The sequence below is a fragment of the Mesorhizobium sp. AR07 genome (assembly GCF_024746815.1).
GTDB lineage: Bacteria > Pseudomonadota > Alphaproteobacteria > Rhizobiales > Rhizobiaceae > Mesorhizobium.
Genome location: NZ_CP080525.1, coordinates 4,435,207 through 4,459,503, shown reverse-complemented (window position 1 = coordinate 4,459,503; position 24,297 = coordinate 4,435,207). Strand labels below are relative to the sequence as shown.

At 65.2% G+C, this 24,297-nt stretch carries 26 protein-coding genes, 1 tRNA gene and 3 pseudogenes; 4 read left to right on the top strand and 26 right to left on the bottom strand.

Annotated features, from left to right (window positions below; all coding sequences use genetic code 11):
- Window positions 1–4: 4 nt before the first annotated feature.
- From BPNPMPFG_RS22665 to BPNPMPFG_RS22635, 7 genes are all read right to left on the bottom strand, one after another.
- The gene (locus BPNPMPFG_RS22665; protein ID WP_258590876.1) at window positions 5–1,348 is read right to left on the bottom strand and encodes a sensor histidine kinase; all 1,344 of its coding nucleotides are present in this window, start codon (window positions 1,346–1,348) and stop codon (window positions 5–7) included.
- Window positions 1,348–2,013 carry a response regulator transcription factor gene (locus BPNPMPFG_RS22660; protein ID WP_258590875.1) on the bottom strand — a complete coding sequence of 222 codons (666 nt, stop codon included), beginning with the start codon at window positions 2,011–2,013 and terminating at the stop codon, window positions 1,348–1,350. Before BPNPMPFG_RS22660 ends, BPNPMPFG_RS22665 begins: the two co-directional genes overlap by 1 nt.
- The gene (locus BPNPMPFG_RS22655) at window positions 2,013–2,339 is read right to left on the bottom strand and encodes a PepSY domain-containing protein (RefSeq protein WP_258590874.1); all 327 of its coding nucleotides are present in this window, start codon (window positions 2,337–2,339) and stop codon (window positions 2,013–2,015) included. The genes BPNPMPFG_RS22660 and BPNPMPFG_RS22655 overlap by 1 nt, the downstream gene beginning before the upstream one ends.
- Window positions 2,340–2,443: 104 nt before the next feature.
- Window positions 2,444–2,986 (bottom strand): cytochrome b, encoded by a 543-nt coding sequence (locus BPNPMPFG_RS22650; protein ID WP_258590873.1) that lies wholly within the window; start codon window positions 2,984–2,986, stop codon window positions 2,444–2,446.
- A 403-nt stretch (window positions 2,987–3,389) separates the two neighbouring features.
- Entirely contained in the window at window positions 3,390–3,698 is a 309-nt protein-coding gene (locus BPNPMPFG_RS22645; protein WP_258590872.1) for a UBP-type zinc finger domain-containing protein, read from the bottom strand.
- On the bottom strand, window positions 3,698–5,404 hold the full coding sequence (locus BPNPMPFG_RS22640; RefSeq protein ID WP_258590871.1) for an FAD-dependent oxidoreductase: 1,707 nt from the start codon (window positions 5,402–5,404) through the stop codon (window positions 3,698–3,700). Before BPNPMPFG_RS22640 ends, BPNPMPFG_RS22645 begins: the two co-directional genes overlap by 1 nt.
- 112 nt (window positions 5,405–5,516) lie before the next feature.
- A complete protein-coding gene (locus BPNPMPFG_RS22635; protein ID WP_258596870.1) occupies window positions 5,517–6,665 on the bottom strand; it encodes an MFS transporter in 1,149 nt (382 codons plus the stop codon).
- Window positions 6,666–6,833: 168 nt separating this feature from the next.
- Between BPNPMPFG_RS22635 and BPNPMPFG_RS22630 the strand changes: the two genes are divergently transcribed.
- Window positions 6,834–7,352 carry a GNAT family N-acetyltransferase gene (locus tag BPNPMPFG_RS22630; RefSeq protein ID WP_258590870.1) on the top strand — a complete coding sequence of 173 codons (519 nt, stop codon included), beginning with the start codon at window positions 6,834–6,836 and terminating at the stop codon, window positions 7,350–7,352.
- Here BPNPMPFG_RS22630 and arsC read toward each other — a convergent pair.
- The 3 genes from arsC to BPNPMPFG_RS22615 are packed head-to-tail and all read right to left on the bottom strand — an operon-like array spanning window position 7,349 to window position 8,800.
- Window positions 7,349–7,759, bottom strand: a complete 411-nt coding sequence (arsC, locus tag BPNPMPFG_RS22625; protein ID WP_258590869.1) for an arsenate reductase (glutaredoxin) — start codon at window positions 7,757–7,759, stop codon at window positions 7,349–7,351. The genes BPNPMPFG_RS22630 and arsC overlap by 4 nt on opposite strands.
- On the bottom strand, window positions 7,756–8,451 hold the full coding sequence (locus BPNPMPFG_RS22620; RefSeq protein ID WP_258590868.1) for an aquaporin: 696 nt from the start codon (window positions 8,449–8,451) through the stop codon (window positions 7,756–7,758). Before BPNPMPFG_RS22620 ends, arsC begins: the two co-directional genes overlap by 4 nt.
- Window positions 8,444–8,800: an ArsR/SmtB family transcription factor gene (locus BPNPMPFG_RS22615; protein WP_258590867.1), complete on the bottom strand. Its 357-nt coding sequence runs from the start codon at window positions 8,798–8,800 to the stop codon at window positions 8,444–8,446. Before BPNPMPFG_RS22615 ends, BPNPMPFG_RS22620 begins: the two co-directional genes overlap by 8 nt.
- A gap of 42 nt (window positions 8,801–8,842) precedes the next feature.
- On the opposite strand from BPNPMPFG_RS22615, the pseudogene BPNPMPFG_RS22610 reads away from it, so the two are divergent.
- Window positions 8,843–9,379, top strand: a pseudogene (locus BPNPMPFG_RS22610) (DUF6428 family protein); the annotation flags it as partial.
- Window positions 9,380–9,464: 85 nt separating this feature from the next.
- Here BPNPMPFG_RS22610 and BPNPMPFG_RS22605 read toward each other — a convergent pair.
- The 9 genes from BPNPMPFG_RS22605 to BPNPMPFG_RS22565 all read right to left on the bottom strand — a co-directional run bounded on the left by BPNPMPFG_RS22605 (window position 9,465) and on the right by BPNPMPFG_RS22565 (window position 18,246).
- A tRNA-Leu gene (locus BPNPMPFG_RS22605) sits at window positions 9,465–9,549 on the bottom strand.
- Window positions 9,550–9,633: 84 nt separating this feature from the next.
- Window positions 9,634–10,254, bottom strand: a complete 621-nt coding sequence (locus BPNPMPFG_RS22600) for a 2,3-bisphosphoglycerate-dependent phosphoglycerate mutase (RefSeq protein WP_258590866.1) — start codon at window positions 10,252–10,254, stop codon at window positions 9,634–9,636.
- Between the two features lie 86 nt (window positions 10,255–10,340).
- On the bottom strand, window positions 10,341–11,183 hold the full coding sequence (gene dapB / locus BPNPMPFG_RS22595; protein ID WP_258590865.1) for a 4-hydroxy-tetrahydrodipicolinate reductase: 843 nt from the start codon (window positions 11,181–11,183) through the stop codon (window positions 10,341–10,343).
- A complete protein-coding gene (locus BPNPMPFG_RS22590) occupies window positions 11,180–13,051 on the bottom strand; it encodes an ABC transporter ATP-binding protein (protein ID WP_258590864.1) in 1,872 nt (623 codons plus the stop codon). Before BPNPMPFG_RS22590 ends, dapB begins: the two co-directional genes overlap by 4 nt.
- A gap of 82 nt (window positions 13,052–13,133) precedes the next feature.
- Complete coding sequence (locus tag BPNPMPFG_RS22585; protein WP_258596868.1) at window positions 13,134–14,180, bottom strand: glucokinase; 1,047 nt, start codon at window positions 14,178–14,180, stop codon at window positions 13,134–13,136.
- Window positions 14,181–14,366: 186 nt separating this feature from the next.
- Window positions 14,367–15,458, bottom strand: a complete 1,092-nt coding sequence (gene mepA, locus BPNPMPFG_RS22580) for a penicillin-insensitive murein endopeptidase (RefSeq protein WP_258590863.1) — start codon at window positions 15,456–15,458, stop codon at window positions 14,367–14,369.
- A 61-nt stretch (window positions 15,459–15,519) separates the two neighbouring features.
- Complete coding sequence (locus BPNPMPFG_RS22575; RefSeq protein WP_258590862.1) at window positions 15,520–16,422, bottom strand: SDR family NAD(P)-dependent oxidoreductase; 903 nt, start codon at window positions 16,420–16,422, stop codon at window positions 15,520–15,522.
- Window positions 16,419–17,573: a tRNA epoxyqueuosine(34) reductase QueG gene (gene queG / locus BPNPMPFG_RS22570; RefSeq protein ID WP_258590861.1), complete on the bottom strand. Its 1,155-nt coding sequence runs from the start codon at window positions 17,571–17,573 to the stop codon at window positions 16,419–16,421. The genes BPNPMPFG_RS22575 and queG overlap by 4 nt, the downstream gene beginning before the upstream one ends.
- The gene (locus BPNPMPFG_RS22565) at window positions 17,554–18,246 is read right to left on the bottom strand and encodes a glutathione S-transferase family protein (RefSeq protein ID WP_258590860.1); all 693 of its coding nucleotides are present in this window, start codon (window positions 18,244–18,246) and stop codon (window positions 17,554–17,556) included. The genes queG and BPNPMPFG_RS22565 overlap by 20 nt, the downstream gene beginning before the upstream one ends.
- A gap of 160 nt (window positions 18,247–18,406) precedes the next feature.
- Between BPNPMPFG_RS22565 and BPNPMPFG_RS22560 the strand changes: the two genes are divergently transcribed.
- A complete protein-coding gene (locus tag BPNPMPFG_RS22560) occupies window positions 18,407–19,213 on the top strand; it encodes an undecaprenyl-diphosphate phosphatase (protein ID WP_258590859.1) in 807 nt (268 codons plus the stop codon).
- Between the two features lie 230 nt (window positions 19,214–19,443).
- Here the strand turns inward: BPNPMPFG_RS22560 and BPNPMPFG_RS22555 are convergent.
- Together BPNPMPFG_RS22555 and rsmI are read right to left on the bottom strand one after the other, a co-directional pair.
- Window positions 19,444–19,820 (bottom strand): annotated as a pseudogene (locus tag BPNPMPFG_RS22555) (YraN family protein).
- On the bottom strand, window positions 19,813–20,739 hold the full coding sequence (gene rsmI, locus BPNPMPFG_RS22550) for a 16S rRNA (cytidine(1402)-2'-O)-methyltransferase (RefSeq protein WP_258590858.1): 927 nt from the start codon (window positions 20,737–20,739) through the stop codon (window positions 19,813–19,815). Before rsmI ends, BPNPMPFG_RS22555 begins: the two are co-directional and overlap by 8 nt.
- Window positions 20,740–20,888: 149 nt before the next feature.
- Between rsmI and BPNPMPFG_RS22545 the strand changes: the two genes are divergently transcribed.
- Entirely contained in the window at window positions 20,889–21,068 is a 180-nt protein-coding gene (locus BPNPMPFG_RS22545) for a hypothetical protein (RefSeq protein WP_258590857.1), read from the top strand.
- Between the two features lie 82 nt (window positions 21,069–21,150).
- On the opposite strand, the pseudogene BPNPMPFG_RS22540 reads toward BPNPMPFG_RS22545, so the two are convergent.
- The 5 genes and pseudogenes from BPNPMPFG_RS22540 to BPNPMPFG_RS22520 all read right to left on the bottom strand — a co-directional run.
- Window positions 21,151–21,270, bottom strand: a pseudogene (locus BPNPMPFG_RS22540) (EamA family transporter); the annotation flags it as partial.
- A gap of 214 nt (window positions 21,271–21,484) precedes the next feature.
- Window positions 21,485–21,808 carry a low molecular weight protein tyrosine phosphatase family protein gene (locus BPNPMPFG_RS22535; RefSeq protein ID WP_258590856.1) on the bottom strand — a complete coding sequence of 108 codons (324 nt, stop codon included), beginning with the start codon at window positions 21,806–21,808 and terminating at the stop codon, window positions 21,485–21,487.
- Between the two features lie 80 nt (window positions 21,809–21,888).
- On the bottom strand, window positions 21,889–23,052 hold the full coding sequence (hemW, locus tag BPNPMPFG_RS22530; protein WP_258590855.1) for a radical SAM family heme chaperone HemW: 1,164 nt from the start codon (window positions 23,050–23,052) through the stop codon (window positions 21,889–21,891).
- A complete protein-coding gene (rdgB, locus tag BPNPMPFG_RS22525; RefSeq protein ID WP_258590854.1) occupies window positions 23,049–23,726 on the bottom strand; it encodes an RdgB/HAM1 family non-canonical purine NTP pyrophosphatase in 678 nt (225 codons plus the stop codon). The genes hemW and rdgB overlap by 4 nt, the downstream gene beginning before the upstream one ends.
- Window positions 23,726–24,136 (bottom strand): VOC family protein, encoded by a 411-nt coding sequence (locus BPNPMPFG_RS22520; protein WP_258590853.1) that lies wholly within the window; start codon window positions 24,134–24,136, stop codon window positions 23,726–23,728. Before BPNPMPFG_RS22520 ends, rdgB begins: the two co-directional genes overlap by 1 nt.
- Between the last annotated feature and the right edge of the window lie 161 nt (window positions 24,137–24,297).

Here is a 24,297-nt window from a genome sequence, read left to right as displayed (position 1 = left end):
CCGGTCAGCCGTGCCGGGGCAAGGCGATCGTCACTACCAGTCCGGGATCGGCATTGGCCATCGTAAGGCGGCCATCATAGGCTTCGACGATGTCTGAAACAATCGCAAGTCCCAGCCCGCTGCTGCCGCCCTTGCTGTCCAGCTGGATGCCGCGGGACAGCGCGGATTCCCGGTCCGCATCGGGAATGCCCGGGCCGTCATCGGCGACCGTGACGATGACCTCGCCGGCGGTTGCGAATGCGCCGACGTGGACCGAGGATCTTGCGAAGCGAGCCGCGTTCTCCACCAGGTTGCCCAGGATCTCCGAAAGGTCGCCTTCATCGACCGGCGCCCTGAATTCGTCCGTGACGTCGATCACGAATGAGAGCTGCTTGCCGCTTGGCGTGCGCTTGACGACCGCGATGACGCCGGCCGCGGCCTCCCCGACCCGGCACGATGCCTTGCTCGATACGCCTGGCGCGAGCCTGGCGCGCGCCAGTTCCCGTTCGACATGGCGGCGGATCGCTCCGGCGCTCTTCTCGATTTCGTCGGCGAGCTCGGTCTCGCCCTTCTTGCGCAAGGCGCGGATGTCGGCCGACAGCACCTGCAGCGGCGTCTTCAGGCCGTGCGCCAGGTCGGTGGCGCGCGACCGGGCGCGTGCGAGGGCTTTCTCCTGCGCGTCGAGGAGGCGATTGATCTCGTTGGCGAGAGGCTGCACCTCGCTCGGCGCCGCCACGTCAAGCCGCGCCGTTCGCTGCGTGACCACGTTCCGAACGGCGACCCTCAGGTTCTCCAGCGGCGCAAGGCCGACGGTGATCTGGATGAAGAAGGCCGCCATCAGCGCGACGGCGAGCACGATGAGCGCTGGCGCGAGGTCGCGGACATATTCGCGCACCGACACTTCGACACTGCGATGGTCCTCCGCCACGACGGCGCGAAAGGACCGGCCATCGGCATCGGTGATGGTGCGCTCGACGGCAATGGTCAGTTCGCCGCCGGGTCCCTTGAGCTCCTCGATCTTCCTCAATTCGCCGTCGGCGCCCAACACCGGCAAAGCAAGCGTTGCGTCCCACAAGGAACGCGAGCGCACCAGGCTGTGGCTGGCCGGATCTTCCACCTGCCAGTAGTGACCGGATAGCGGATTGATGAAGCGCGGGTCGGTCAGATCCGGTGCGACCGACAGCCGGCCGTCGGCCGCGAAGCTGGTTGCTCCGATCAGTTCGTTGAGATCGACAGTCAGTTCACTGACGATACGCCGCTCGACATTCTTCTCGAACAGATAGCGCAGTCCCACTCCGGCGATGGCAAGTGCGACGAGGATCGAGATTGTTGCCGCCGACCAGAGCCTGAAGCGGATCGAGTTGCCCATCAGGACGGTCCGTCGGGCACGAAATAGCCGAACCCGCGCCGGGTTTCGATAACATCGTTGCCGAGCTTGCGGCGCAGGCGCGCGACGATGACTTCGACCGCGTTGGGATCGCGGTCATTGCCGGAATCGTAAAGGTGTTCGGCAAGCTCCGTCGGAGCCACCACGCGCCCGGCGTGATGCATCAGGAACGCCATCAGCCGGTATTCGAGCGGCGACAGCGCGACGGGAACGCCGCGCAGCGAGATGCGCATCTGGAGCGTGTCCAGCAGCAGCGGGCCTGATTTCAGCACGGGCGCCGCCTGGCCGGTCGAACGGCGCAGGATCGCGCGCAGCCGCGCCAGCAGCTCCTCCATCTCAAACGGCTTCGGCAGGTAGTCGTCGGCGCCAGCATTGATACCTTCGACGCGCTCTGTCCAAAGACCTCTCGCTGTCAGGATCAGGACAGGAAAGCGACGCGAATTGGCCCGCCAGCGCTTCAGCACCGAGAGGCCATCGAGCTTTGGCAATCCGAGATCGAGAATCGCCGCGTCGTAATTCTCGACGTCCCCGGCGAACCAGGCCGCTTCGCCGTCGCGCACGATATCGACCGCCATTCCAGCCGCCTTGAGGACCGCCATGATGTCGGAGGCGATGCGGGGTTCATCCTCGGCGAGCAGTATCCTCATCAGTCGCCGCCCTCGCCGCGCATGAGGACTCCGGTGCCGGCGTCCACGTCGACGATCCGGCGGCGGCCATCGGCGGCAACGATCTGGAACCGGTAGACCCATCTGTTGCCTATCCGGATGAAATCGACGGCCACGATATCGCCGGGAGCCTCGGCGCGAACCACGCCCAGGATGTTGGACAGGCCCTTTATCTCTCCACGGTCGTAAAGGTCGCGCGCCCGATCATGATCGCCGTCATCATCCACTTCCGCGCGCGCGGCGAGGGGCCAGGCTACAACGAGCCCATACAGACTCACCATCGCCAGGCACTTCAGTGTCGATTTCATCCAAGGGCCATGTGATAGACCTTACGTTTCAGTCCGGCTCGTCATCCGGCCAGTGTAGCACCAGGCGGCTCAGTTGCGTTTGACCGGTGTAGTCCCAACCGCGATCAGGAGCCACTTGTCCCCGGCAGCATTCGCTTGAGCACGTCGTCCTTGCGGACATAATGATGCCAGAGGGCGGCAGCCGCATGCAGTCCGGCAAGGACAAGGATCAGATTGGCGCAGAGGCTGTGCAGCTGCTTGATGAAACCGGCGGTGGCGCGGTCCGGAGAAACCGGAGCCGGGATGGTGAAAAGACCGAAGAAACTCAAGGCCTCGCCCCTGTACCAGGTCAGCAGGATGCCAAGAACCGGAATGGCCATGAGCAGCGCGTAAAGCAGCAGGTGAGCGATCTTTGCCGCCCATCGTTCAAGCTCTGACATTTCCGACGGCAGCCCTGGCGTTCCCAGTATCAGGCGCAGGCCGACGCGGCCGACAACCAGCGCGAACAGCAGCATCCCAAACGAAATATGAAACCACCAAACGAGCGCTTGGCCGGGATCGCCACGCGGAAAGAGATCGACCACGTAAGTCAGGCCGTAAAGGCCGATGACCAGCAGAAACACGGCCCAATGAATGGCCTTCTGGGAGCTGGCATAGGTGGGGGTCATCCGAGCATTCCTGTCTTGAATTCTTCTAAACTAGCCGCGATCGTGGCAAAAGCTTTGCCGGGGCAGCGATCCCACCCGACCACAATCAGTGCACGCGATGAGAGCGTCCCGGAACCGAGCTCGGTGGCCGCGATTTGGCGGACCCTGCATCAGGGAACCTGACAGTTCGCTGACAAATGGGCAGACCTATGGCATCCCTACCCGCGGTTTCAGACTTCGGATGCGATGCCGATATGTCCATCAGGCGCTGCCGGTTTCAGCCTTCGGAGCGACGTTGCCACAAACAGGCTGGCTGTACGCCAAGCCTCGATTGATTGTGATTGACGCACACCGGCGCGACCGGAAGGCTCGAACCTCTGCTCCGGGCGGAATGCGGACCTGACCAGCTCGGCCGGGCGCGGCCTCAATAAAAGCGCGGGATCGGGCCGTTCTGCGGCGTAACGCGGTCGCCGAGGTCGAGAAAGACCTCGTCGACGTAGCACCAGCCCCAGCCTTCCGGCGGATCGTAGCCCTCGATGATCGGATGGCGGGTCGCGTGAAAATGTTTTGTCGCGTGGCGGTTGGGCGAGTCGTCGCAGCAGCCGACATGGCCGCAGGTGCGGCAAAGCCGCAGATGCACCCATTCCGAGCCACTCTTCAGGCATTCCTCGCAGCCGAGCGCGCTCGGCGTCACATCCTTGATGTCAGCCGCATGTCTGCATTCATCCGCCATCACACCCTCCCTATCCGTTCTGGCCCGACCTGTTGAGGCGCGACGGCGCGGCTGCCGTCCTGCGCGAGATAGGCATGCAATGCCGCCACCACCTGGGCGCCTTCGCCGACAGCCGCCGCGACGCGTTTGACCGAGCCGGCGCGGACATCGCCGATGGCGAACACCCCGCTACGGCTCGTCTCCATCACGCCATGCGCCGATCCCAGGTCGGATCCGGTGCGGACGAAACCCTTGGCATCCAGCGCCACGTTGCATTGCACCAGCCAGTCCGTATTCGGATCGGCACCGATGAACAGGAAGAGATGGCGGATCGGGCGCGTCGTTGCCGCGCCGCTGGCGCGGTTGCGCCAACGCACGGCGCCAAGACTGCCCTCGTCGCCTTCCAGCGCCTCGACCTCGGTCCCGGTCAGCACCTCGATGTTGGGCTGTGCCCTGATGCGCTCGACCAGATAGCGCGACATGCTGGCATCGAGGCTGCCGCCGCGCGCCAGCAGCGCCACCTTGCGCGCATGGCTGGCCAGGTAGACAGCCGCCTGTCCGGCCGAATTGCCGGCGCCGACCAGTGCCACTTCCTGGCCCTGGCAAAGCCGTGCTTCGATCGGCGAGGCCCAATAATGCACGCACGTTCCCTCGAACCGCGCCAGATTGGCGATATCGAGGCGGCGGTAGCGCGCGCCGCTGGCGATCACCACGGTGCGCGTCCGTACGGTCTCGCCATCGCCGACATCGAGCGTGTAACGGGCGCCGTCGGTCGCGGCGCTCAGCAACTTCGCCTCGTCCGGTATCACCATTTCGACGCCGAATTTCTGCGCCTGGTTGTAGGCGCGCGCCATCAGCGCCATGCCCGAAATGCCGGTCGGAAAGCCGAGATAATTCTCGATGCGCGAGGAGGCGCCCGCCTGTCCGCCGAAGGCACGGCAATCGAGCACGATGGTCGACAGGCCTTCGGACGCCGCGTAAACGGCAGCCGCCAGCCCCGCCGGGCCGGCGCCGACGATGGCGACGTCGTATAATTTGTCGGCATCGATCGGCCGCAGCAGGCCGATGCAGCGGGCGAGGTCCTTCTCGCCGGGGTTGAGCAGCAGGCGGCCGTTCGGACACAGCACGACCGGCAGATGGTGAGGATCGACGTTGAAGCGCTCGACCAGGGTTTTGGCGCAAGGATCGCTGCCGGAATCAAGCACGCGGTGCGGCTGGCCGCTGCGGGCCAGAAACCCCTGCAGCCGCAAGACGTCGGCATTGTCAGCAGGCCCGATGATGATCGGCCCGCTGGTGGCGCTTTCCAGCAGCCCGACACGGCGCAGGATCAGCGCCCGCATGATGCGCTCGCCGAGATTGGCCTCCTGTACCATCAGGTCGCGCAGCCTCTGCGAGGGGATGACGAACGCCTCGACCGGCTCGGCGGCCTCGGCATTGACCAGCGAGGGGCGGGCCGAAAGCTGGGCCAGCTCGCCAACAAAACTGCCCGGACCGTGCGTGACGATCGTGTCACGCCGGCCGAGCCCGCCATCCTGGGTGATGTCCACCCTGCCCGACAGGACGACGATCAGGCCCGGCGCCACATCGCCGGCCGTGATGATCTGCTCGCCGGCGGCATAGGCGCTGGCCTCGCCAAACCGGCGCATGCGATCGATGTCCGCCTCGGCCAGAGTGGGGAACGCCTGATCGCGACGGGCGCCGAAGATCGGATTGACGGTTTGCGACATGGCTTTCAGCGTAGCGAAGCTGTCGACAGGTTTGAAGCGGTTTGTTCAGCGCCTAGCCGGGAGGGGAGGTTTGGGGCAAAAGCCCGGACGAATTGGGCTTCTCCGGCCGCACTTACGACGGGGCAATCGTGCGGACAGGCCGCAAGGAGCAGCGTTGAAAGGCAAACAGGGCTGCGACCAGAGCGACATTGACAAGTGCGAGCCCAAGCAGCACCGACAGCAATCCCGGCGCACCAACATGCTCCAGCAGCAGAGCGCCGGCCGACGGCGCCGCGGCCTGGGCAATCAGGCTTGGCATCGCCAGCCGGCCCATCAATTTCGCGTAGCCTCGAGCGCCGAACAGCGCCAGAGGCAACGTGCCGCGCGCGATGGATTCCAAGCCTATGCCAGCACCGTAGAGCGCCAGGGCGATGGGCAGAGCGGGCAGGCCGGTCCATAGCGCCGCAACGCCCAGGACCACGAATGTCACGGAGGCCAATTTGGTCCATATCGGATGATGATAGCGGGCAATGGCCATCTCGACTGCCCGAGCGCCGACCTGGGAAGGACCGACCAGAGCACCGAGGCCAACCGCGGCGCCGAGCGCAATGCCAGTCGATTGCAGCACCGTCAGCAGATGCACCGACAAGGTCGACGATATGGCCGCCGCCAGCGTAATGCTTGCCGCCAGTGTGGCCATGAAAGGTAGGCTGCGCGGCGACAGGCCGGTTTCAGGTCCAGCGGCCTGCGCCAACGGACTTTCGGCCGGAACGTCTCGCGGCAGGATGAGCAGATAGACCGGCAATGCGACCAAGAGCTGGATTGTAGCGTACACCAGGCACACGCCGCGCCAGCCGAACGCATCGAGCAGAAACGCCGAAATCGGCCAGCACACTGTGCTGGCGAAGCCGCCAAACAGCGTCAGGCTGGTGATGGTCGCGCGAGCGCTGCGCCCATATAGTCGTCCGAGCGTGCCAAAGGCCGCATCGTAAAGGCCGGCGCCCATGCCAAGGCCCATGATGAGCCAGCCAGCAACAAAGACGACTAGGTTCGGCGAGGCGGCAAGCATCGCCTGGCCAACCCCGAGGCAACCGGCGCTGAAGGCGAGCGTCATGCGCCCGCCATGCCGCTCGATAGCCGCCCCGACATGCGGCGATATCAGCCCCGCGACCAGCAGCCCGAGCGACAAGCTGCCGATCACCCAGGCAAACGGCCAGCCGGTATCGCCCGCCACCGCCGGCGCAATGACTGCCGGCAGATAATAGGAGGAACCCCACGCCATGATTTGCGTGAAACCGAGCGCTGTGACGATGATGCCGCGACTGGGGGTTACAGGCACGAACGGTTCCACTCAGGTTTGCTCCCGAGAAGAGAGTGGGCCGACCATCGGCGCTATCTTCACGGGCTGCGCAAAGCCAGTTATTTCTAGCCTCCCAGAAGGGGACAATTCATGCGTATCGCAGTGATTGACGAGAATGAGGCAAGACTTCACCTGGACGCTCTTGCCGAGCTGCTGACCCAGAGCGTTGAGGACGGCGCGCTCGTTGGCTTCGTGCTGCCCTTCGATAGGGAGCAAGCGCTGAGATATTGGGAGGGTATTTTCCGCTCGGTCAGGGATGGCGAACTGCTCCTCATCTGCGCCGATATCGACGGGCGTGTCGTCGGCACGGTCCAACTCTATCTGTCGCCGGAGCCGAACGCGCCGCATCGGGCCGAAGTCTACAAGCTCCTCGTTCATCGGGACTTTCAGCGGCAAGGCATCGGGTTCGCGCTGATGCAATTTGTCGAGCGTGAGGCGACGAACAGAAAACGGTCCTTGCTTCTCCTCGATACGGCCGAGGGGGGAGCAAGCGAGCGACTTTACAGGCGGCTGAACTGGCACGAAGTCGGCTCTGTCCCGCATCACTTTGTCGACCCGCATGGCCAGCCGAAAGTCTCGATCTATTTCATGAAACATTTGCCGCTTTAGGCCGGTGGCGTGCAGGCGATTTTCTCGCCGTCTTCCTTCACGAAGTCCCGCACGGGGGTGTCGAGGAGAGGCAGCACTGCTTCGGAAGGCCGGCAAAGGCGCGTGCCTTTGGGTGTTTCGACGATCGGCCGATTGATCAGAATGGGGTGGACCAGCATCTGGTCGATCAATTCGTCCTCGCTCCATTTCGCGTCGGCCAGACCCAACTCGGTGTAGGGCGTACCCTTCTCGCGCAGCAGCGCCCGCGCCGGCATATCCATGGCCTTGAGAAGACCAACCAGGCGTTCGCGCGAGGGTGGATTTTTCAGGTATTCGATGACATCAGGCGTTTCCCCGCTGGCGCGTATCATTGCAAGTGTATTGCGCGACGTGCCGCAGTCGGGGTTGTGATAGATGGTGACGGTCAAGACCTTGCCCTTTCGGTTTGCGCGATGGTGGTCGCCGGCGTGAGCAGCCAGCTCATGACGGCGGCAGCGATAAATGCACCAGCCATTTCAGCCGCGACAAAGCCGGGAAGGTCGGCCGCTCGAATGCCGGAAAAGCTGTTGGTCAGCGAACGCGCCACGGCAACCGCCGGATTGGCAAATGAAGTCGATGCCGTGAACCAGTACGCGGCCGTGATGTAAAGGCCGACCAGCCAGGGAACGGCTTTGCGCTCGAACCGCGCGCCTGCCAGGATGACGGCGACCAGGCCGAAGGTCGCGACGCCTTCGGAGAGCCATTGGGCGGCGCCCGTGCGGATATGCACCGAAGCCTGGACAAGGGCCTGACCGAACATGGCGTGCGCCGTGATCGTGCCGACGATGCCGCCCAGGATTTGCGCCGCGATGTAGAACCCGGCCAAGCGCACGGACAGCTGTCGCGATGCCGTGAAGACAAGCGTGACGGCGGGATTGAAATGGGCGCCGGAGACGGGCGCCAGGACCGTAATCAGCACCACGAGAATTGCGCCCGTCGGCAGCGTGTTGCCAAGCAGCGCTACGGCTTTATCTGGCGTCAGCGTCTCGGCCATGATGCCCGAGCCGACCACGGTGGCGACCAGGAAGGCTGTCCCCAGCGCTTCGGCCGCCAGGCGGCGTGGCACGCTGTAGTCAGCCATCAATGCGGCCTTCATCGGCCGGCAAGCAGCATGCGGGACTGAGCGCCGGCGAACAGATTTCCGGCCGGCCGGAGCAGCAATCCTCCATCAAGAACCGGATCAGCCCGGTCAGCGCGTCATATTCGGCGCTGTAGACAATCGAGCGGGAATCCCGCCGCGCGGCGACCAGGCCGGCGCGTTCAAGTTCCTTCAGGTGAAAGCTGACATTGGAGGCCGAGACCTCCACCTGTTCGGCCAGGGCGCCAGCGGCAATGCCGTCGGGACCTGCGATAACCAGCAGCCGCAGGAGCCTCAGGCGCGTTTCCTGTGACAGCGCCCCGAAGGCGGAAAGGGCTTGACGTTCATCCATATTTCAATAATCCTAAAAGTGTTGAAACGAGGATTACCGCAGATGCTTGCCCCTGACAACAGCGAATTTGACCCTGCCGCGATCTCAGACCCGACCGACATCACCATTGACGGCCTGCTTGGATTCCTGGCGGCCCACAAGGAAAAGCCGCTGGTGTTTTCCTATGACGGTCGCGCCGTGCAGCCTGGCTATCACGTCACCGAAGTGAAGGCCGGCCAGTTCGCCGCCCTCGACTGCGGCGCCAACCCTGAATCCTGGTCCGAGGTTTTCGTGCAGCTGTGGGATGTGAACGCGGATCGCACACATATGCCGGCGGCCAAGTTCTCAGCCATCATCCGCAAAGTGACCGAGCATGTCGGCCTCGATCATGCGGCCAAACTCACCTTCGAAGTCAGCGACGGCGGGCGGCCCATGCAGCTCTATCGCGCGGCCCTTCCCGAAATTGTCGCGGGCGCCGTGCATGTCGAGCTGTCACCACGACCGGCGAGCTGCAAGCCGCGCGACCGATGGCTTGAGGAACAAAATAAGGTCGACGCTTCATGCGGCGGACCGGCAAGTGGCGGCAAGCCATGCTGCGCTGAGAACCACGAGCAACAAAAAAGCCCGGAAAAACCGGGCTTTTTTGTTAGGCGTCTGAACCATCGAACGGTTCGGAACGGGAATTTGGTGCCCAGAAGAGGACTCGAACCTCCACTCCTTGCGGAACACGGACCTGAACCGTGCGCGTCTACCAATTCCGCCATCTGGGCTGGTGCGGGCTCATGTAAGCGGGCAAGCGATGTGTGTCAACGCGCTTTTTTCAAAGCCGTTGCCGCTTGCCGGCTCATGGATCGTCAGTGCTCCAGAACTTCCTTGGAAGCCACGGTGGAATCGGCGTTGAGCTGGTAGATGACCGGCACGCCTGTGCCGAGTTCCAGCTTGACGATCTCCTCGCCCGACTTGCCGTCCAGCGCCATGATCAGGGCGCGCAGCGAATTGCCGTGGGCTGCGACCAGCACGGTGCCGCCGCGCAGCACGTGCGGCTGCAGATCGTGCAAATAGTAGGGCCAGACGCGGGCGCCGGTGTCCTTCAGGCTTTCGCCGGCCGGCGGCGGCACGTCGTAGGAGCGGCGCCAGACATGCACCTGGTCCTCGCCCCACTTCTTGCGGGCGTCGTCCTTGTTGAGGCCGGAGAGGTCGCCATAGTCGCGCTCGTTGAGCGCCTGGTCGCGGATAGTCTTCAGGTCGCTCTGGCCGACGGCGTCGAGAATATGCTGGCAGGTTTTCTGCGCCCGGATCAGCGCCGAGGTGAAGGCGATGTCGAACTTCAGGCCGCGCGCCTTGAGTTTTTGGCCGGCGGCCTTGGCTTCTGCGTGACCCTGCTCGGTCAAGTCGACGTCGCGCCAGCCGGTGAACAGGTTCTTCAGGTTCCATTCGCTCTGGCCGTGGCGCACGAGCACGAGGGTTCTCGACATTTTTGCTCCCTTCAAGAGCAATTCCAGGAAAAGTGTGAAGCGGTTTTCCGTCCGGAATTGCGTTAAACAAGGTGTGGATTGGCCGCTCAGCCGAGGCCGAGCACGTCGCGCATCGAATACAGTCCCGGCTTGCGGCCGCGTGCCCACAGCGCCGCCTTGACGGCGCCGCGGGCGAAGATGGCGCGGTCCTCGGCATGGTGGGACAGCGTGATGCGCTCGCCGGTGCCGGCCAGCATCACGCTGTGATCGCCGACCACCGAGCCGCCGCGCAGCGCGGCAAAGCCGATCGAGCCCGTCTTGCGCACGCCGGTGTGGCCGTCGCGGACGCGCACGTCGTTGCCGGCCAGCGCGATGCCGCGCCCGGCGGCGGCGGCCTCGCCGAGCAGCAGCGCCGTGCCCGACGGCGCGTCGACCTTGTGCCGGTGGTGCATTTCGAGGATCTCGATGTCGAAATCGTCGGCGTCGAGCGCGCGTGCCGCCTGTTCGACCAGCACCGCCAGCAGATTGACGCCGAGGCTCATATTGCCCGACTTGACGATGGCAGCGTGGCGCGCCGCCGCCGCGATCTTCGCATTGTCGTGCGCCGAGCAGCCGGTCGTGCCGATGACATGGACGATGCGCGCCTGCGCCGCGTAGCCGGCGAACTCGACGGTCGAGGCCGGCGTGGTGAAATCGAGCACGCCGTCGGCTTTGGCGAAGACCGGCAGCGGATCGTCACCGATCCGCACGTCGATGCGGCCGACACCGGCGAGCTCACCGGCATCCTTGCCCAGATAGGGCGACCCCGCGCGCTCGACGGCGCCGATGACCCGCGCGCCGGGTATGGCGTGGATGGCGCGGATCAGCGTCTGGCCCATGCGGCCGGCCGCGCCGACCACCACCAGGCCCATATCGCTTGCCGGCTTGCCGGTCGCGGGCGTCTCGCTCATGTCGTGCTCTCGGCTATGCTTTCCGTCTCGATGCCTTGTACCGGGCCTTGAGCCGGGGGCTGGAGCGGCGCGTTGTCGTCGACAAGCCCCAGTCCCTTCTTGCCCTGCACCCGGTGGAAACGGGCATAGACGCTGTGCGGATCGGCCATCAGCGAGGCATGCGTGCCCTGTTCGACCAGTTGGCCCTGTTCCAGCACGATGATGTGGTCGGCATTGACCACCGTCGACAGCCGGTGGGCGATGACGATGGTGGTGCGCCCTTCCATGACCTGGACCAGCGCTTCCTGGACCCGCGCCTCGGCCTCGTTGTCGAGCGCCGAGGTCGCCTCGTCGAGCAGCAGGATCGGCGCCTGCCGCACGATGGCGCGGGCGATCGACACGCGCTGGCGCTGGCCGCCCGACAGGGTCGCGCCGCCTTCGCCGACGGGCGTGTCGTAACCCTGCGGCTGCTGGCGGATGAAGCCGTCGGCCTCGGCCTGCCGCGCGGCCTGTTCGATCTCGGCGTCGGTGGCGTTCAAGCGGCCATAGCGGATGTTGTCGCGGATGGTGCCTTCGAACAGATAGGGCTGCTGCGACACATAGGCGATGGAGCCGCGCAACGACTGCTTGGTGATCTTGGAAATGTCCTGGCCGTCGATCTCGATCGTACCCGCCTCGACGTCGTAGAAGCGCTGCAGCAGCGCAACCAGCGTCGTCTTGCCGGCGCCGGAGGCGCCGACGATGGCGGTCATCTTGCCGGCCGCGGCGACGAAGCTGAGCTTCTGCAGGACCGGCGCCTCCTCGACATAGCGGAAGGACACGTTGTTGAAGCGCACCTCGCCCGTGGTGAACCTGGCCTCGGTGGCATCAGGCGTATCGCCCTGCTGCGGCTCGAGATCGAGAAGTTCGTAGATCATGCGGGCATTGACCAGCGCGCGCTCCATGCCGACCTGCATGCGGGCCAGCCGCCGTGCCGGATCATAGGCCAGCAGCAGCGCGGTGATGAAGGAAAAGACCGCGCCCGGCGGCTGTCCGAGAACGATAGCCCGATAGCCGGAATAGGCGATGACGCCGGTGACGGCGAGGCCGGCCAGCATGTCGGAGATCGGCGCAAGCCGTTCCGAGACGCGGGCGATCTTGTTTCCACGCTGCTCGGCGCTGTCGGCGAGCGCGCCGATGCGGCGCGACAGCTCCTCTTCCATGGTGAAGGCCTTGACGATGGCAACGCCTTGCGTGGCCTCCTGCACGGCGCCGATCAGCCGGGAGTTGATCTGCACCGATTCGCGGGTGATGCGGCGCAGCCGGCGCATCAGATAGGTGACGGTCCAGATCAGCGGCGGCCCGATCAAAAGCGAACTCAAGGAGAGAACGGGATCCTGGTAGATCATGACACCAAGCAGGCCGAGCAGCGTCACGCCGTCGCGCGCGATCGACGTCAGCGTCATCGACAGGAGGTCGCGGATGCCATTGACATTCTCGTTCATCTGAGCGGCCAGGCGGCCCGAACGCGTTTCGCTGAAAAAGCCGACGCCAAGTCTCATCAGATGGTCGAAGAGGCGTTTCTGGTAGCGCGCCACCAGATTGTTGCCGATCTTGGCCAGCGTCACCGCCTGGCCGTAGCCGGCGAAACCGCGCACGACGAAGGCCGCCATGATGGCGGCGCAGATCCATACGATCAGATCGCCGCGCCGTTCATAGAATATCTGGTTGACGACCGGGCTCATGACCCAGGCGGTGAAGGCGGTCGTGCCGGACACCGCCAACAGGCAGACAGTGGCAAAAACGTATGACCAGCGGTATTCGCGGCCGTTCTCCGCGATAATGCGGCGGAGCACCGCTGTAACCTCGCCGGGGGTGGCTTTGTGCTTGTTTGGTGTTTGAAATGTCAAATCGGAGCGCTTCGTCGGTTTCTGCTTCCCGCGGCCGGGGTCGCAATTCGGCACCCCTCTTAGCGCCATGGGGCCTGCTTGCCTATGCCTTGGGGTGACTAACTTCGTCGCGCCAACGCCGGCCCGCCGTCTGGACGCCGAACAGCGAGGGGTTGCGGGCATAGGCGGCAAGCCCCAGAAGCGCCGCCAGCGGGTGGGTGATCACATAGACAGGCATGGTGCGCATCAGCGCGCTGTGCGGCGCCTTGTCCTCGAAGGCGGCACGGAAATTGCCGGCCTTCAGCGCCGGCACGATCTTCTGCGCGATGCCGCCGGTGAGGAACACGCCGCCACGGCTCATGAACACCAGGGCAAGATCGCCGGCGGTTCGCCCAAGGCAGGTGACGAAAATCTCCAGCGCCTCTTCGGCTACCGAATCGGTCTTGGCCAGCGCCGCGGCGGTGACCTCGGCCGGCGTGGTGAAGGGCGACGGCTTGCCGTCGGTTTTGGCCACCGCCCGGTAGACGTTGACGAGGCCGCGCCCGCACAGGATCTGCTCGCCGGAAATACGGCCCTCGAGCTTCTCGATATGCGGGAAAACCTCGAAATCGCGCGGTGTGCGCGGGCCGATATCCATATGGCCGCCTTCGCCGGGCACCGGGATCCAGTGGGCAAGCGCATGGACCAGCCCGGCGACGCCGAGTCCGGTTCCGGGACCCAGCACCACGCGCCCGGCATTGGGCTCCGGCGTGCCGCCGCCGATTTTTTCCATGTGCTCCTCGCCGAGCGCGACGACGGCCAGCGCCTGCGCCTCGAAATCATTGAGCACGACGATGTCGCTCAAGCCGAGGTTGGCGAACATCTGCCTGGGCTTGACGATCCACGGGCAATTGGTGAGCTCGATCTCGTCGCCATCGACCGGGCCGGCCACCGCCAGCACCGCCGAATTGGGGCGAACCGACGAGCGGTCGAGCACGGCCGCCTGGATCGCCTCGTCGATGGTGTTGTAGTTGGCGGTCTGGACGATGGTCGGCTCGCCGGCCTCGGAATTGGCGTCGAGCACGATCGAGAAGCGCGCATTGGTGCCGCCAATGTCGCCGATCAGGATCGGAAACCGCAACAAAGTATCGTCATCGCCCATGCTTGGCATGCTCTCGTCCGTCCCCGGCGCCCGACGGCGCATCGCCGTTCTCCCGTTGACTAGCGCATGAGTTTGAAAAGGGAAATCGGTTTTCGAGACCAGCGGCGCGCAGAGGCCGGTTCTGCGGCCAAACGGCCACTATTTCGCGAAAACGGCACGCTAAACCGGTTTAACGTTTGATGGACGCCGCGGCGCTCAGTTTCCCGGCCGTGGCCGCGGCAGCGGGATGCCGATCTCGGGGGTCGCGGTGAATGCGTTCACCGAGGCCGGCAGAGCGGGCGCAGAGCCGGCGGCGGCTGCCGGCTCGGGTGGCGCTGCGGGCTCGGGTGCAGCGGCGGCTATCGGCACGCCGCCGCCATGATAGGTCGCGGCCCCGACTGACACCGGCCCCGGCGCGTCGAGCACGGCGCGGCATTCCTTGGGCAGGTTCGCCATCGTCATCAGGTCGCGGGCCTTCGGCGCATCCGGATTCTTGTTGGGCCGCCACGGTTCATCGGTAAACCACCAGGCGAGCGGCTTGCCGCAACCGTCGTCGGCCGGGGTCGCTTCCTGCCCTTTGCAGTTGGGCGAGCCCGGCTGGCAGCCGATGCGCATGTGGAAATGATAGTCGTGGCCCCAGAACGGCCTGATCTTGCGCAGCCAGTCGCGGTCGCCCTTGACGGTGTCGCAGAGCTTTTTCTTGATGCCCGGATTGACCAGGATGCGTTCGACCTCCGGATAACTCGCCGCCCGCTTCAGAAGCTGCGTATGCTGCGGCGTCCACAGCGCGTCCTTCACCAGATGGGTCTTCTCGTCGACCATCAAGGTGGCGCTCTTGGTTTCGCGTTGCGCCATCGACAGCGGGGCGCTGGGCATCGGCGTCAGCCAGATGTCGGCGTCGAGGCCGATCTGGTGCGAGGCATGGCCTGTCATCATCGGGCCGCCGCGCGGCTGAGAAATGTCGCCGATCAGCAAGCCGGGCCAACCATCGGCCGCCGCATCGCGCGACAATTTCTCGATCAGCGCGATCATCGCCGGGTGGCCCCAGCGGCGGTTGCGCGACGGCCGCATCACCTCCCAGGTCGGGCCATCCATCGGAATGGCGACGCCGCCGGCAAAACAGCCCTTGGAATAGAAGCCGATCGACTGCGCCGACGTCGCCGCCGGCAGTTTCTTGGCCCCGAACAGGTCTTTTGCCCGCTCCTCGGCCGCCGCCGGCTGCACGGCGAGGCTGGCCAGGGCAAGCAGACCGAGCGCGGCCGCAAGAGCCGGCTTTCCGCCCCGAGACGATGGCATCGATGCCTTCATGAACCCCACCCCTTCACACCTTGGACCGAATCATACCACGCCGGCCGCGCGGCTTCGATCGCTAGCGCTTCATCGGGCTGCGCGGCTCGCCGCCGCGCCAGTCGCCGCTTGCCCACAGATGGTCAAGGGCGGCGCGGTAGTCCGGAAAGCGAAAGCGATAGCCCGCCGCCTTGATCGCCGCGTTGGCGACACGCTTGTTCTCGCCATAGAAGGACCGCGCCATGGGCGAAAGTTGGGCGGCGTCGAAGGGAAGCTCGGGGGGCGGTGTGACGCCCATCAGCGATGCGGCATAGGCGACGACATCCTGCGGCGGCGCCGGCAAATCGTCGGTGACGTTGAAGATGCCGCCGGTATTGCCGTCGATCAGCTGCCACAGGGAGCCTGCGATATCGTCGCAATGGATGCGGTTGAACACCTGGTCGGGCTTGACCAACCGCCGCGCGGTGCCGTTTTCTAGATTGACCAGCGCGTTGCGGCCCGGCCCGTAAATGCCGGAAAGCCGCAGGATCGCCGCCGGCCGGCCGATCTCCCGGCCCAATTCCAGCCAGCCCTGCTCGGCCGCCACCCGCATCACCGAGCGTTTCGACACCGGCCGGCACTCAGCCGTTTCATCGACCCAGGCGCCGTCATGATTGCCGTAGACGCCGACCGTGGAGAGATAGCCCATCCATGCGAGTGCCGGCATCCGGGCCGCAATCGCCGAACGGGCCGCATTCAGCACGGGATCGCCGGCCTCTTCCGGGCCGACCGAAATCACCAGATGCGTTGTTTTTCTCAAGCCTTCGCCGATTTCGTCGGTCAGCGCGCCGTCAAACAGCAGCGGCGCGATGCCGGCCTGCCGCAGCGCCTCGAATTTTTCTGGCGAACGCGTTGTCCCAAGGATCGTGGCGGCACCTTTGTTGGCGCGTGCAAAAGCCTTGCCGGAATAGCCGGCGCCGAAGATGAAGATCTGCTTTTCGCTCATGCATGCGCCCTGGTTGGATGCGCCAGGCGCCATTCGTCGCGCACGGCGTCGTCGCTCTCGGTTTTCAGGCCGATAGCTGCCCGTTCGGAATATTCGGCATCAGGCACGAGCCGCGCCAGCGCCCATATTGCCGCGCCGCGCACCAGCGGCGAGGCGTCGTCCAGCAAGGCACAGGCGGCGCCGGCAAGCGCTGAATCGCCGGAATTGCCGGCGGCGATCAGCACGTTGCGGACAAAACGGTCGCGGCCGATGCGCTTTATCGGCGACCCGGAGAAGAAGGCGCGGAAGCCGGCGTCGTCGAGAGCCAGCAGCTGGCCAAGCGGCGGCTCGCGCAAATCGTCGCGCGCGGCAAGCTTTGCCTCGGAGGCAGCCCGGGCGAACTTGTTCCACGGGCAAGCGGCGAGGCAATCGTCACAGCCATAGATGCGGTTGCCGATCTTCTCGCGGAACTCATGCGGGATCGGTCCCTTGTTCTCGATGGTGAGGTAGGAGATGCAGCGCCGCGCATCGAGCCGGTAGGGCGCCGGGAAGGCATCGGTCGGGCACGCGTCGAGGCAGGCGCGACAGGAACCGCAATGGTCGATCTCGGCCCGGTCGGGCACCAGCTCGGCGGTGGTGAAGATGGTGCCGAGGAACAGCCAGGAGCCGTGCTCGCGGCTGACCAGATTGGTGTGCTTGCCTTGCCAGCCGAGCCCGGCGGCCTCGGCCAGCGGCTTTTCCATCACCGGAGCCGTGTCGACGAACACTTTTACGTCGCCGCCGGCGCGCGCCACGATCTTGCCGGCGATTTCCTTCAACCGCCCCTTCATCACCTCGTGATAGTCGCGGTTCTGGGCATAGACGGAGATCGCGCCACGGTCGCGCTTGGCCAGCACGCCGCGCGGATCATGGTCGGGGCCGTAATTCATCGCCAGCACGACGATCGAGCGCACTTGCGGCCAGAGCGTGGTCGGCGCGCCGCGGCGTTCCAGCGTCTCGGCGATCCAGTCCATCGAGCCGTGAAAGCCGTCGGCGACGAATTCGGCCAGTCGGGCCGGCGCCAGCGGGATCGCATCGGGGGTGGTGACGGCGACGGCATCGAAGCCGGCGCGACGCGCCTCTGCGTCGATCAGCGCGCGCAGTTTTGCGGCGTCAGAAGTCGAGGTCCGCATAATGCGACACGGGCGACAGGCCGCGCACCCGATCGGTCAAAAGCGGCCGGAAGGAGGGCCGCGACTTCACCCGCGTGTACCATTCGCGCGCGGCAGGGTGCTCGCGCCAGTCGATCTCGCCGAGATAGTCGAGCACCGACAGCGTCGCCGCGGCCGCGAGATCGGCATAGGTGACCCTGCTGCCGGCCAGCCAGTGGCGGGTGCCGGCCAGCCAGTTGGTGTATTTCATGTGCTGGCGGATGTTGGCGCGCGCGGCGCGGATCGCTCCAGAATCGGGCGAGCCGCCGCCCGCCGTTTCCGGCATCACCGGCTTCAGCACGCGTTCGCGCACCAGATGGCGGGTGACCTCGCTTTCGGCCTTGTTGAGATACCAGTCGATCAGCCGGCGGATTTCGGCGCGCTGCATCGGGTCTTCGGCGAACAGCCGCTTGTCGCGCTTCAGGACGCCGCGCGTCTCATCGAGATACTCGGCGATGACGGTTGCGCCGATGATCGGCACGTCGCCTTCGGCCAGCAGGATCGGCAGCGTGCCGGCCGGGTTCAGCGCCAGGAACTCCTTGCGCCGCGTCCACGGCTTTTCCTCGATCAGGGCCAGCTCCTCGCCATATTCGCCGAAAGCGAGGCGGACGAAGCGGCAGGTGGCGAACATGGGGTGATGGAAAAGCGTCAGCATGGTTCCGCGATGATAAAGCGCACTGGCGAATCGCCGGGCGCACCGGTAAGTCTTGGCCGCCCGGTTAGCGGGCCGTCAGGGTGTTGCGACCTATAGGGGGACTTGCAGGCCATGACAAGCAAGCCGTTCCTTTAGCCGTCATGCGAATGCCGAGGTAGCCATGGAAAGCCAGACCATCGTCGAAGCCCTGCTGCTCGGCCTGCTGGAGGGGCTGACCGAGTTCATCCCGGTGTCGTCGACCGGCCATATCCTGCTCGCCGGCCATTTCCTCGGCTTCCAGTCGACCGGCAAGGCCTTCGAGATCCTGATCCAGCTCGGCGCCATCCTGGCGATTCTGAGCGTCTATTTCCGGCGTTTGTGGCAAATGCTGCTCGACCTGCCGCATGACCGGCTGACGCGACATTTCGTCATCGGCATCCTCATCGCCTTCCTGCCGGCGGCCATCATTGGCGCGCTGGCGCATGATTTCATCAAGACGGTGCTGTTCGAATCGCCAAGGCTGATCTGCATCATGCTGATCATCGGCGGCGTCGTCCTGCTGGCGGTGGACCGCATGAACCTCAAGCCGGTCTACCGCGACGTCGAGCGGTTTCCGACCCGGCTTTACCTGCAGATCGGCCTTTTCCAGTGCCTGTCGCTGATCCCCGGCACATCGCGCTCGGGATCGACGATCGTCGGCGCGCTGCTGCTGGGCGTCGACAAGCGGGCTGCGGCGGAATTCTCCTTCTTCCTCGCCATGCCGACGATGGTCGGCGCCTTTGCCTTCGACCTGTTCAAGAACCGCAACGTGCTGACATCCGCCGACCTGCCGATCATCGCCGTCGGCTTCGTCGCCGCCTTCGTGACGGCGCTCATCGTCGTGCGCTACCTGCTCGATTACGTCTCGCGCAAGGGGTACTCGCTGTTCGGCTGGTGGCGGCTGGTGGTGGGTGGCGTCGGGCTGGTGGCGTTGATGATCTGGGGGTGAGGAGGCCTCCGTCGAGTTTCTTAGCGCCCCCTCTGTCCTGCCGGACATCTCCCCCACGAGGGGGGAGATTGGCAGCTTCGGCTCAGGCGCCTTTCTTTTCAACGTTGAAAATTAGCGAAAGCGCTCGCGACATCTGATCTCCCCCCATGTGGGGGAGATGGCCGGCAGGCCAGAGGGGGGCGCTGTCCCCGCCGACGTTTCGCAAGATTCGGCCGAGCGACAGCCTCCCCTCAATTCCTTCCATAAAACGCATTCTCGACATGCACCGGCCAGCGCCACGGCAGCACCGCGACCATGTCGAAGCGCATCGACAGCTTGCCGTAGTCCGACTGGCGCGACAGCCAGATGTCGGCGGCCGCCTCGATGCGGCGCTCCGATTCGTGGCCGATCGCCTCCATCGCTTCCATCAGCGTGCGGCGCGCCTTGACCTCGACGAACAACACCAGATCGCCGCGCCGGGCGATCAGGTCGATCCGCCAAAGCGGGTGCGATGGCGGCGCGCGAGAATGCGGTAGCCCTTCAGCATCAGCGCTGCCGCCGCCAGCCATTCGCCGCGATGGCCGCGCCGATAGGCCTTCTGGCGGCTGGCGCTCGGCCGCTCAGCCACCGCCGCTTTCCGTGATAGCGCCCTCGGCGGCATCCCTGAGCTCCAGCAGCCGCCGATAGAGCGCCTGTTTCTGGCCGCCGGTCATTTTCGCGGCTTCCGCCGCCGCCTTGGAGGCCGGCATTTCGGCGGCGAGCGACAACAGCAGGCGATCGATATCGGCTGGCTCGTCGGCCTTGGCCTCGGCGGGACCGACGCAGACGACGATCTCGCCCTTTGGCGTATCGGCCGCCGCATAGTGGTCGGCCAACACTTGCAGCGTGCCGGTGCGCATTTCCTCGAAGGTCTTGGTCAATTCCCTACCGATGGCGGCCTTTCGCTCGCCGCCGAGCGCTTCGACCATGGCGCCGAGGGACTCGGCCAGCCGGCGCGGCGATTCGAAGAAGATCAGCGTCGCCGGCACGGCTTTCAGCGCTTCCAGCCGCGTCAGCCGCTGCCCGGCCTTGACCGGCAGGAAGCCGGCGAACAGGAAAGCGTCGGAGGGCAGGCCAGACGCCGTCAGCGCGGCCAGCGGTGCCGACGGGCCGGGGATCGGCACGACGCGAATGCCGTGGTCGAGCGCCTCGCCGACCAGCCGGTAGCCGGGATCGGAGACAAGCGGCGTGCCGGCGTCGGAAATCAGCGCCACGCTCTGCCCAGCCTGAAGGGCTGCGATCAGCTTCGGCCCGGCCTCGCCGGCATTGTGTTCATGATAGGCCGTGGTGCGGCGGCGGATGCCGTAGCGGTCGAGCAGCACGCGCGATACCCGCGTGTCCTCGCAGGCGACGATGTCGGCGGCGGCCAGCGTCTCCAGCGCGCGCAGCGTGATGTCGGCGAGATTGCCGATCGGCGTCGCCACCAGATAGAGCGCCGGTTCGAGCGGCCGGGCCGCGATCTCGGTCTGGCCGACCACATAGCTGCGCTTGCCCGTCTCGCCGGTCACCGATGCCTTCTCCGTTCAGCCCTGTTTGGCATGGCTGGCGCGGGCTTGCAAAAGCTTACGTCGATGTAAAGTCATCGCCATTCCTTCGCCACAGTAGGGAACGAAACCGGCATTGGCGGATTTAGCCCCTGATTCCCAAGGAGGACAGGATGGACAGCCTGAAGATACAGGACGCTTTCGAGCCCTACTATGCCGGCCGCAACCGCGGTGCCACCAGGGACAAGCGATTGCCTGCCAAGATCAGCCGGACCCAGGAGCGGGCCACAAGCGCCTTGCCGACGAATGTCAGGCTTTCCGACAACAAACCAGACAGCACGACGGAGCACTGACCGAACGATGCCCAATCGCTTCGATATCTTCATCACCCGTCTTGAAACAAAGAACGCCCGCAACGGCGTGCCGCTACCCCCATTAGACGACCAGCACCGCGCCCGCCGCGACAAGGGCGACGCCAAGCCGGTTCGCTCCGGAGAGCAGCTCGCCGAGAAAGACCGCGCCAAACACCGCCACAAGCACGACGCCTGACCCGTCCGGATTAAGCAACGACGGCTCTCACTTCGTCATCCTGGGGCGTAGCAAGGAGCGAAGCGACGCGGCGCAGACCCCAGGATCCATGCCGTGACATCAAAGCGTTTCAACGGTTCAGAATTCTACCGCCGCATTCCCCGGCAAGGGTCGCGGCATGGATCCTCGGGTCAAGCCCGAGGATGACGAAAGCGCGGTAGCGGACGCCCGGCCACATCATTCAACCCAGATACCGCGAAACGCGCACCTCCAGAAGCCTGACCAATTCCGGATCCATGAATTCATAGTCGTCCGGTATATCGAGGCAGATCACCCGGGCCTTTTTCAAGCTTGCCTTGAATTTCTTCTGCAATTTGGCGCGATGCGCCTTTTCCATGATGAAGATGATGTCGGCCCAGGTAACGAGCTCATGCGTCAGCGGCGTATCGGCATCATGGTTTGTTCCCGCCGAGGCGACCTCGATATCCCGGCGCTTGGAAAACAGCTGCTCGGCGGTCGGGCTGCGCAAGCGGTTCTGGCTGCAGACGAAGAGGATTTTTTTCATGGACAATGCCCGGGCATGATCTTGTCCGAAAACCAGTGCCCACTTTTTGCGTTCGCTGACCTTCGGTTCGGGATCATGCTTCAGCGCGCGAGATCCGCCACCACGGCGTCGAGCACGATCATGCCGGCCGGCGTGGCGCGCAGGCGGGCATTGCCGATCGGCGCCACCAGCCCCTCGCCCTGCAGCACCGAAAGCCGCGCGCTCGACAGGCCGCGCCCGGAAAACGCTTCGTAGCGGGAGAGGTCGATGCCTTCGGCCAGCCGCAGGCCCATCAGCAGGAACTCGTCGGCCTCTTCCGAGCGCGTCAGGATCTCGCCGCCGGTGACGCCATGGCCCTTGGCCTCGACCAGATTGGCCCAGGTTTCCGGCATCCGTTCGGCGATCGTGACCGTGCGGCGGCCGTTTTCGACGAAGCGGCCATGCGCGCCGGGCCCGACGCCGACATATTCGCCATAGCGCCAATAGGTCAGATTGTGCCGGCTCTCGGCGCCCGGCCGGGCGTGGTTGGAAATCTCATAGGCCGGCAGGCCATGCGCGGTGGTGATCTCCTGCGTCAGCGCATAGAGATCGGCGGCGTGGTCATTGTCGGGAATGACGAATTTCTTGGCCGCATGCAGGGCGTGGAAGGGTGTGCCTTCCTCGATGGTCAGCTGGTAGAGCGACAGATGGTCGGCTGCGTGGCCGATCGCCTGTTCGAGCTCGGCCTGCCAGGCGTCCGGTGTCTGCCCAGGCCGCGCATAGATCAGATCGAAGGACAGCCTTGGGAATATTTCGCGCGCGAGCCCGATGGCATGAAGCGCTTCATCGACATTGTGCAGCCGGCCAAGGAAGCGCAAATCCTTGTCGTTCAGCGCCTGCACGCCGAGCGACACGCGATTGACACCTGCTGCCCGGTAGCCGCGAAAACGCTCTGCCTCGACCGAGGACGGATTGGCCTCCAGCGTGACCTCGATGCCGGCGGGCACGGTCCAGTGCTTCGCCACGGCGTCCAGAACCCTGGCCACGGTTTCCGGCTTCATCAGCGACGGCGTGCCGCCGCCGAGAAAAATGCTGGTCACCTCGCGCGGCCCGGTGCGCTGGCGCATCGTCGCCAGCTCGGCCTCGAAAGCACTCGCAAAACGATCCTGGTCGACCGGCTGGTGGCGGACATGGCTGTTGAAGTCGCAATAGGGGCATTTGGCCGCGCAAAACGGCCAATGGATGTAGACGCCGAAGCCGGGCGCCCGGTCGAGCAGCATGCTCATGCCGAGCCCAATCTCGCCAGATCCAATCGCGCTTGGGCGAACTTCTGGAAAGCCCGGGCGCGATGCGACAATGCGGTCGACTGGCCGGGCTTCCAGCCGTGTTTTTCTTGCGCCGTCATCTCGCCAAAAGTCTTGTCGAAGCCATCGGGCAAGAACACCGGGTCGTAGCCGAAGCCGAGTTCGCCGCGCGGCGGCCAGACCAGCGTGCCTTCGACCTCGCCGCGATAATATTCGGCCTCGCCATCGGGAAAGGCCAGGCAAATGACGGCGACAAAGCGCCCTTTGCGCTGTTCCGGCAAGGCAGCGCCAACTTCCTGCAGCGCCACTTCGGTGCGCTGCATGGCCATGCCGAAATCGCGCGATCCTTCCGGGGTTTCGGCCCAGTTGGCGGTGTAGACGCCGGGCGCGCCGTCGAGCGCGTCGACGCAGAGGCCGGAATCATCCGACAGCGCCGGCAGGCCCGTCGCCTGGGCGGCGGCCAGCGCCTTGATGTAGGCGTTCTCCTCGAAGGTGGTGCCGGTCTCGTCCGGCTCCGGCAGGCCATAATCCTTGGCCGATTTCGCTTCGAAGCCGAAAGGCCCCATCAGATCGGCGAATTCGCGCAGCTTGCCGGCATTGTGGCTGGCGACGACGATTTTCTTTCCGTCAAGCGAATGAACAGTTGGCGAATGCATCACATGCCCCAGATTCGTGGCTCGGCGAATTCGATCGAATTGCCCGAGGGGTCGCGTATATAGATCGAACGGCCGCCTTGCGGCCATTCGAATTCGCTTTCGATGGCGATCTTCTTCGCCGCGAGATGCGCTTTCCAAGCCGCGATTTCATTGGCGCTGGCCGCCAAGCAGAGATGACCTTCGCCGACCGTGCCATGCGGCGGCACTTTCAGTCTGGCGTCAGGCGCGGGCGGGACCTTCGTCGCCTCAGCGTTGAAGATGAGCAGCACGCCTGGGCCGCAGCGGAAGAAGAGGTGCCGGCCGTCGACCTTGCCGAGCAGGTCGAGGCCGAGGACATCGGTGTAGAAGGCTTCGGCGGCCGGGAGGTCGGTGACGTAGAGGGCGGACTCCAGGATTGCGGAGGGAGTCACGAGGTGCCCCCCTCTGGCCTGCCGGCCATCTCCCCCTCAAGTGGGGAGATTGGCAGCTTCAGCGCCTCCGCACATCTCGCACCGCCCACAGTTGGCGAAAGCCGGTCGGACAGCTGATCTCCCCCCTGGAGGGGGAGATGGCCGGCAGGCCAGAGGGGGGC

What these genes read in the sequence shown, in the direction of transcription:
- BPNPMPFG_RS22665 (WP_258590876.1), bottom strand. Translation starts at nt 1,348, where the DNA reads ATGGGCAACTCGATCCGCTTCAGGCTCTGGTCGGCGGCAACAATCTCG.
- BPNPMPFG_RS22660 (WP_258590875.1), bottom strand. Translation starts at nt 2,013, where the DNA reads ATGAGGATACTGCTCGCCGAGGATGAACCCCGCATCGCCTCCGACATC.
- BPNPMPFG_RS22655 (WP_258590874.1), bottom strand. Translation starts at nt 2,339, where the DNA reads ATGAAATCGACACTGAAGTGCCTGGCGATGGTGAGTCTGTATGGGCTC.
- BPNPMPFG_RS22650 (WP_258590873.1), bottom strand. Translation starts at nt 2,986, where the DNA reads ATGACCCCCACCTATGCCAGCTCCCAGAAGGCCATTCATTGGGCCGTG.
- BPNPMPFG_RS22645 (WP_258590872.1), bottom strand. Translation starts at nt 3,698, where the DNA reads ATGGCGGATGAATGCAGACATGCGGCTGACATCAAGGATGTGACGCCG.
- BPNPMPFG_RS22640 (WP_258590871.1), bottom strand. Translation starts at nt 5,404, where the DNA reads ATGTCGCAAACCGTCAATCCGATCTTCGGCGCCCGTCGCGATCAGGCG.
- BPNPMPFG_RS22635 (WP_258596870.1), bottom strand. Translation starts at nt 6,665, where the DNA reads ATGGCGTGGGGTTCCTCCTATTATCTGCCGGCAGTCATTGCGCCGGCG.
- BPNPMPFG_RS22630 (WP_258590870.1), top strand. Translation starts at nt 6,834, where the DNA reads ATGCGTATCGCAGTGATTGACGAGAATGAGGCAAGACTTCACCTGGAC.
- BPNPMPFG_RS22620 (WP_258590868.1), bottom strand. Translation starts at nt 8,451, where the DNA reads ATGGCTGACTACAGCGTGCCACGCCGCCTGGCGGCCGAAGCGCTGGGG.
- BPNPMPFG_RS22615 (WP_258590867.1), bottom strand. Translation starts at nt 8,800, where the DNA reads ATGGATGAACGTCAAGCCCTTTCCGCCTTCGGGGCGCTGTCACAGGAA.
- BPNPMPFG_RS22600 (WP_258590866.1), bottom strand. Translation starts at nt 10,254, where the DNA reads ATGTCGAGAACCCTCGTGCTCGTGCGCCACGGCCAGAGCGAATGGAAC.
- dapB (WP_258590865.1), bottom strand. Translation starts at nt 11,183, where the DNA reads ATGAGCGAGACGCCCGCGACCGGCAAGCCGGCAAGCGATATGGGCCTG.
- BPNPMPFG_RS22585 (WP_258596868.1), bottom strand. Translation starts at nt 14,180, where the DNA reads ATGCCAAGCATGGGCGATGACGATACTTTGTTGCGGTTTCCGATCCTG.
- mepA (WP_258590863.1), bottom strand. Translation starts at nt 15,458, where the DNA reads ATGAAGGCATCGATGCCATCGTCTCGGGGCGGAAAGCCGGCTCTTGCG.
- BPNPMPFG_RS22575 (WP_258590862.1), bottom strand. Translation starts at nt 16,422, where the DNA reads ATGAGCGAAAAGCAGATCTTCATCTTCGGCGCCGGCTATTCCGGCAAG.
- queG (WP_258590861.1), bottom strand. Translation starts at nt 17,573, where the DNA reads ATGCGGACCTCGACTTCTGACGCCGCAAAACTGCGCGCGCTGATCGAC.
- BPNPMPFG_RS22565 (WP_258590860.1), bottom strand. Translation starts at nt 18,246, where the DNA reads ATGCTGACGCTTTTCCATCACCCCATGTTCGCCACCTGCCGCTTCGTC.
- BPNPMPFG_RS22560 (WP_258590859.1), top strand. Translation starts at nt 18,407, where the DNA reads ATGGAAAGCCAGACCATCGTCGAAGCCCTGCTGCTCGGCCTGCTGGAG.
- BPNPMPFG_RS22545 (WP_258590857.1), top strand. Translation starts at nt 20,889, where the DNA reads ATGGACAGCCTGAAGATACAGGACGCTTTCGAGCCCTACTATGCCGGC.
- BPNPMPFG_RS22535 (WP_258590856.1), bottom strand. Translation starts at nt 21,808, where the DNA reads ATGAAAAAAATCCTCTTCGTCTGCAGCCAGAACCGCTTGCGCAGCCCG.
- hemW (WP_258590855.1), bottom strand. Translation starts at nt 23,052, where the DNA reads ATGAGCATGCTGCTCGACCGGGCGCCCGGCTTCGGCGTCTACATCCAT.
- rdgB (WP_258590854.1), bottom strand. Translation starts at nt 23,726, where the DNA reads ATGCATTCGCCAACTGTTCATTCGCTTGACGGAAAGAAAATCGTCGTC.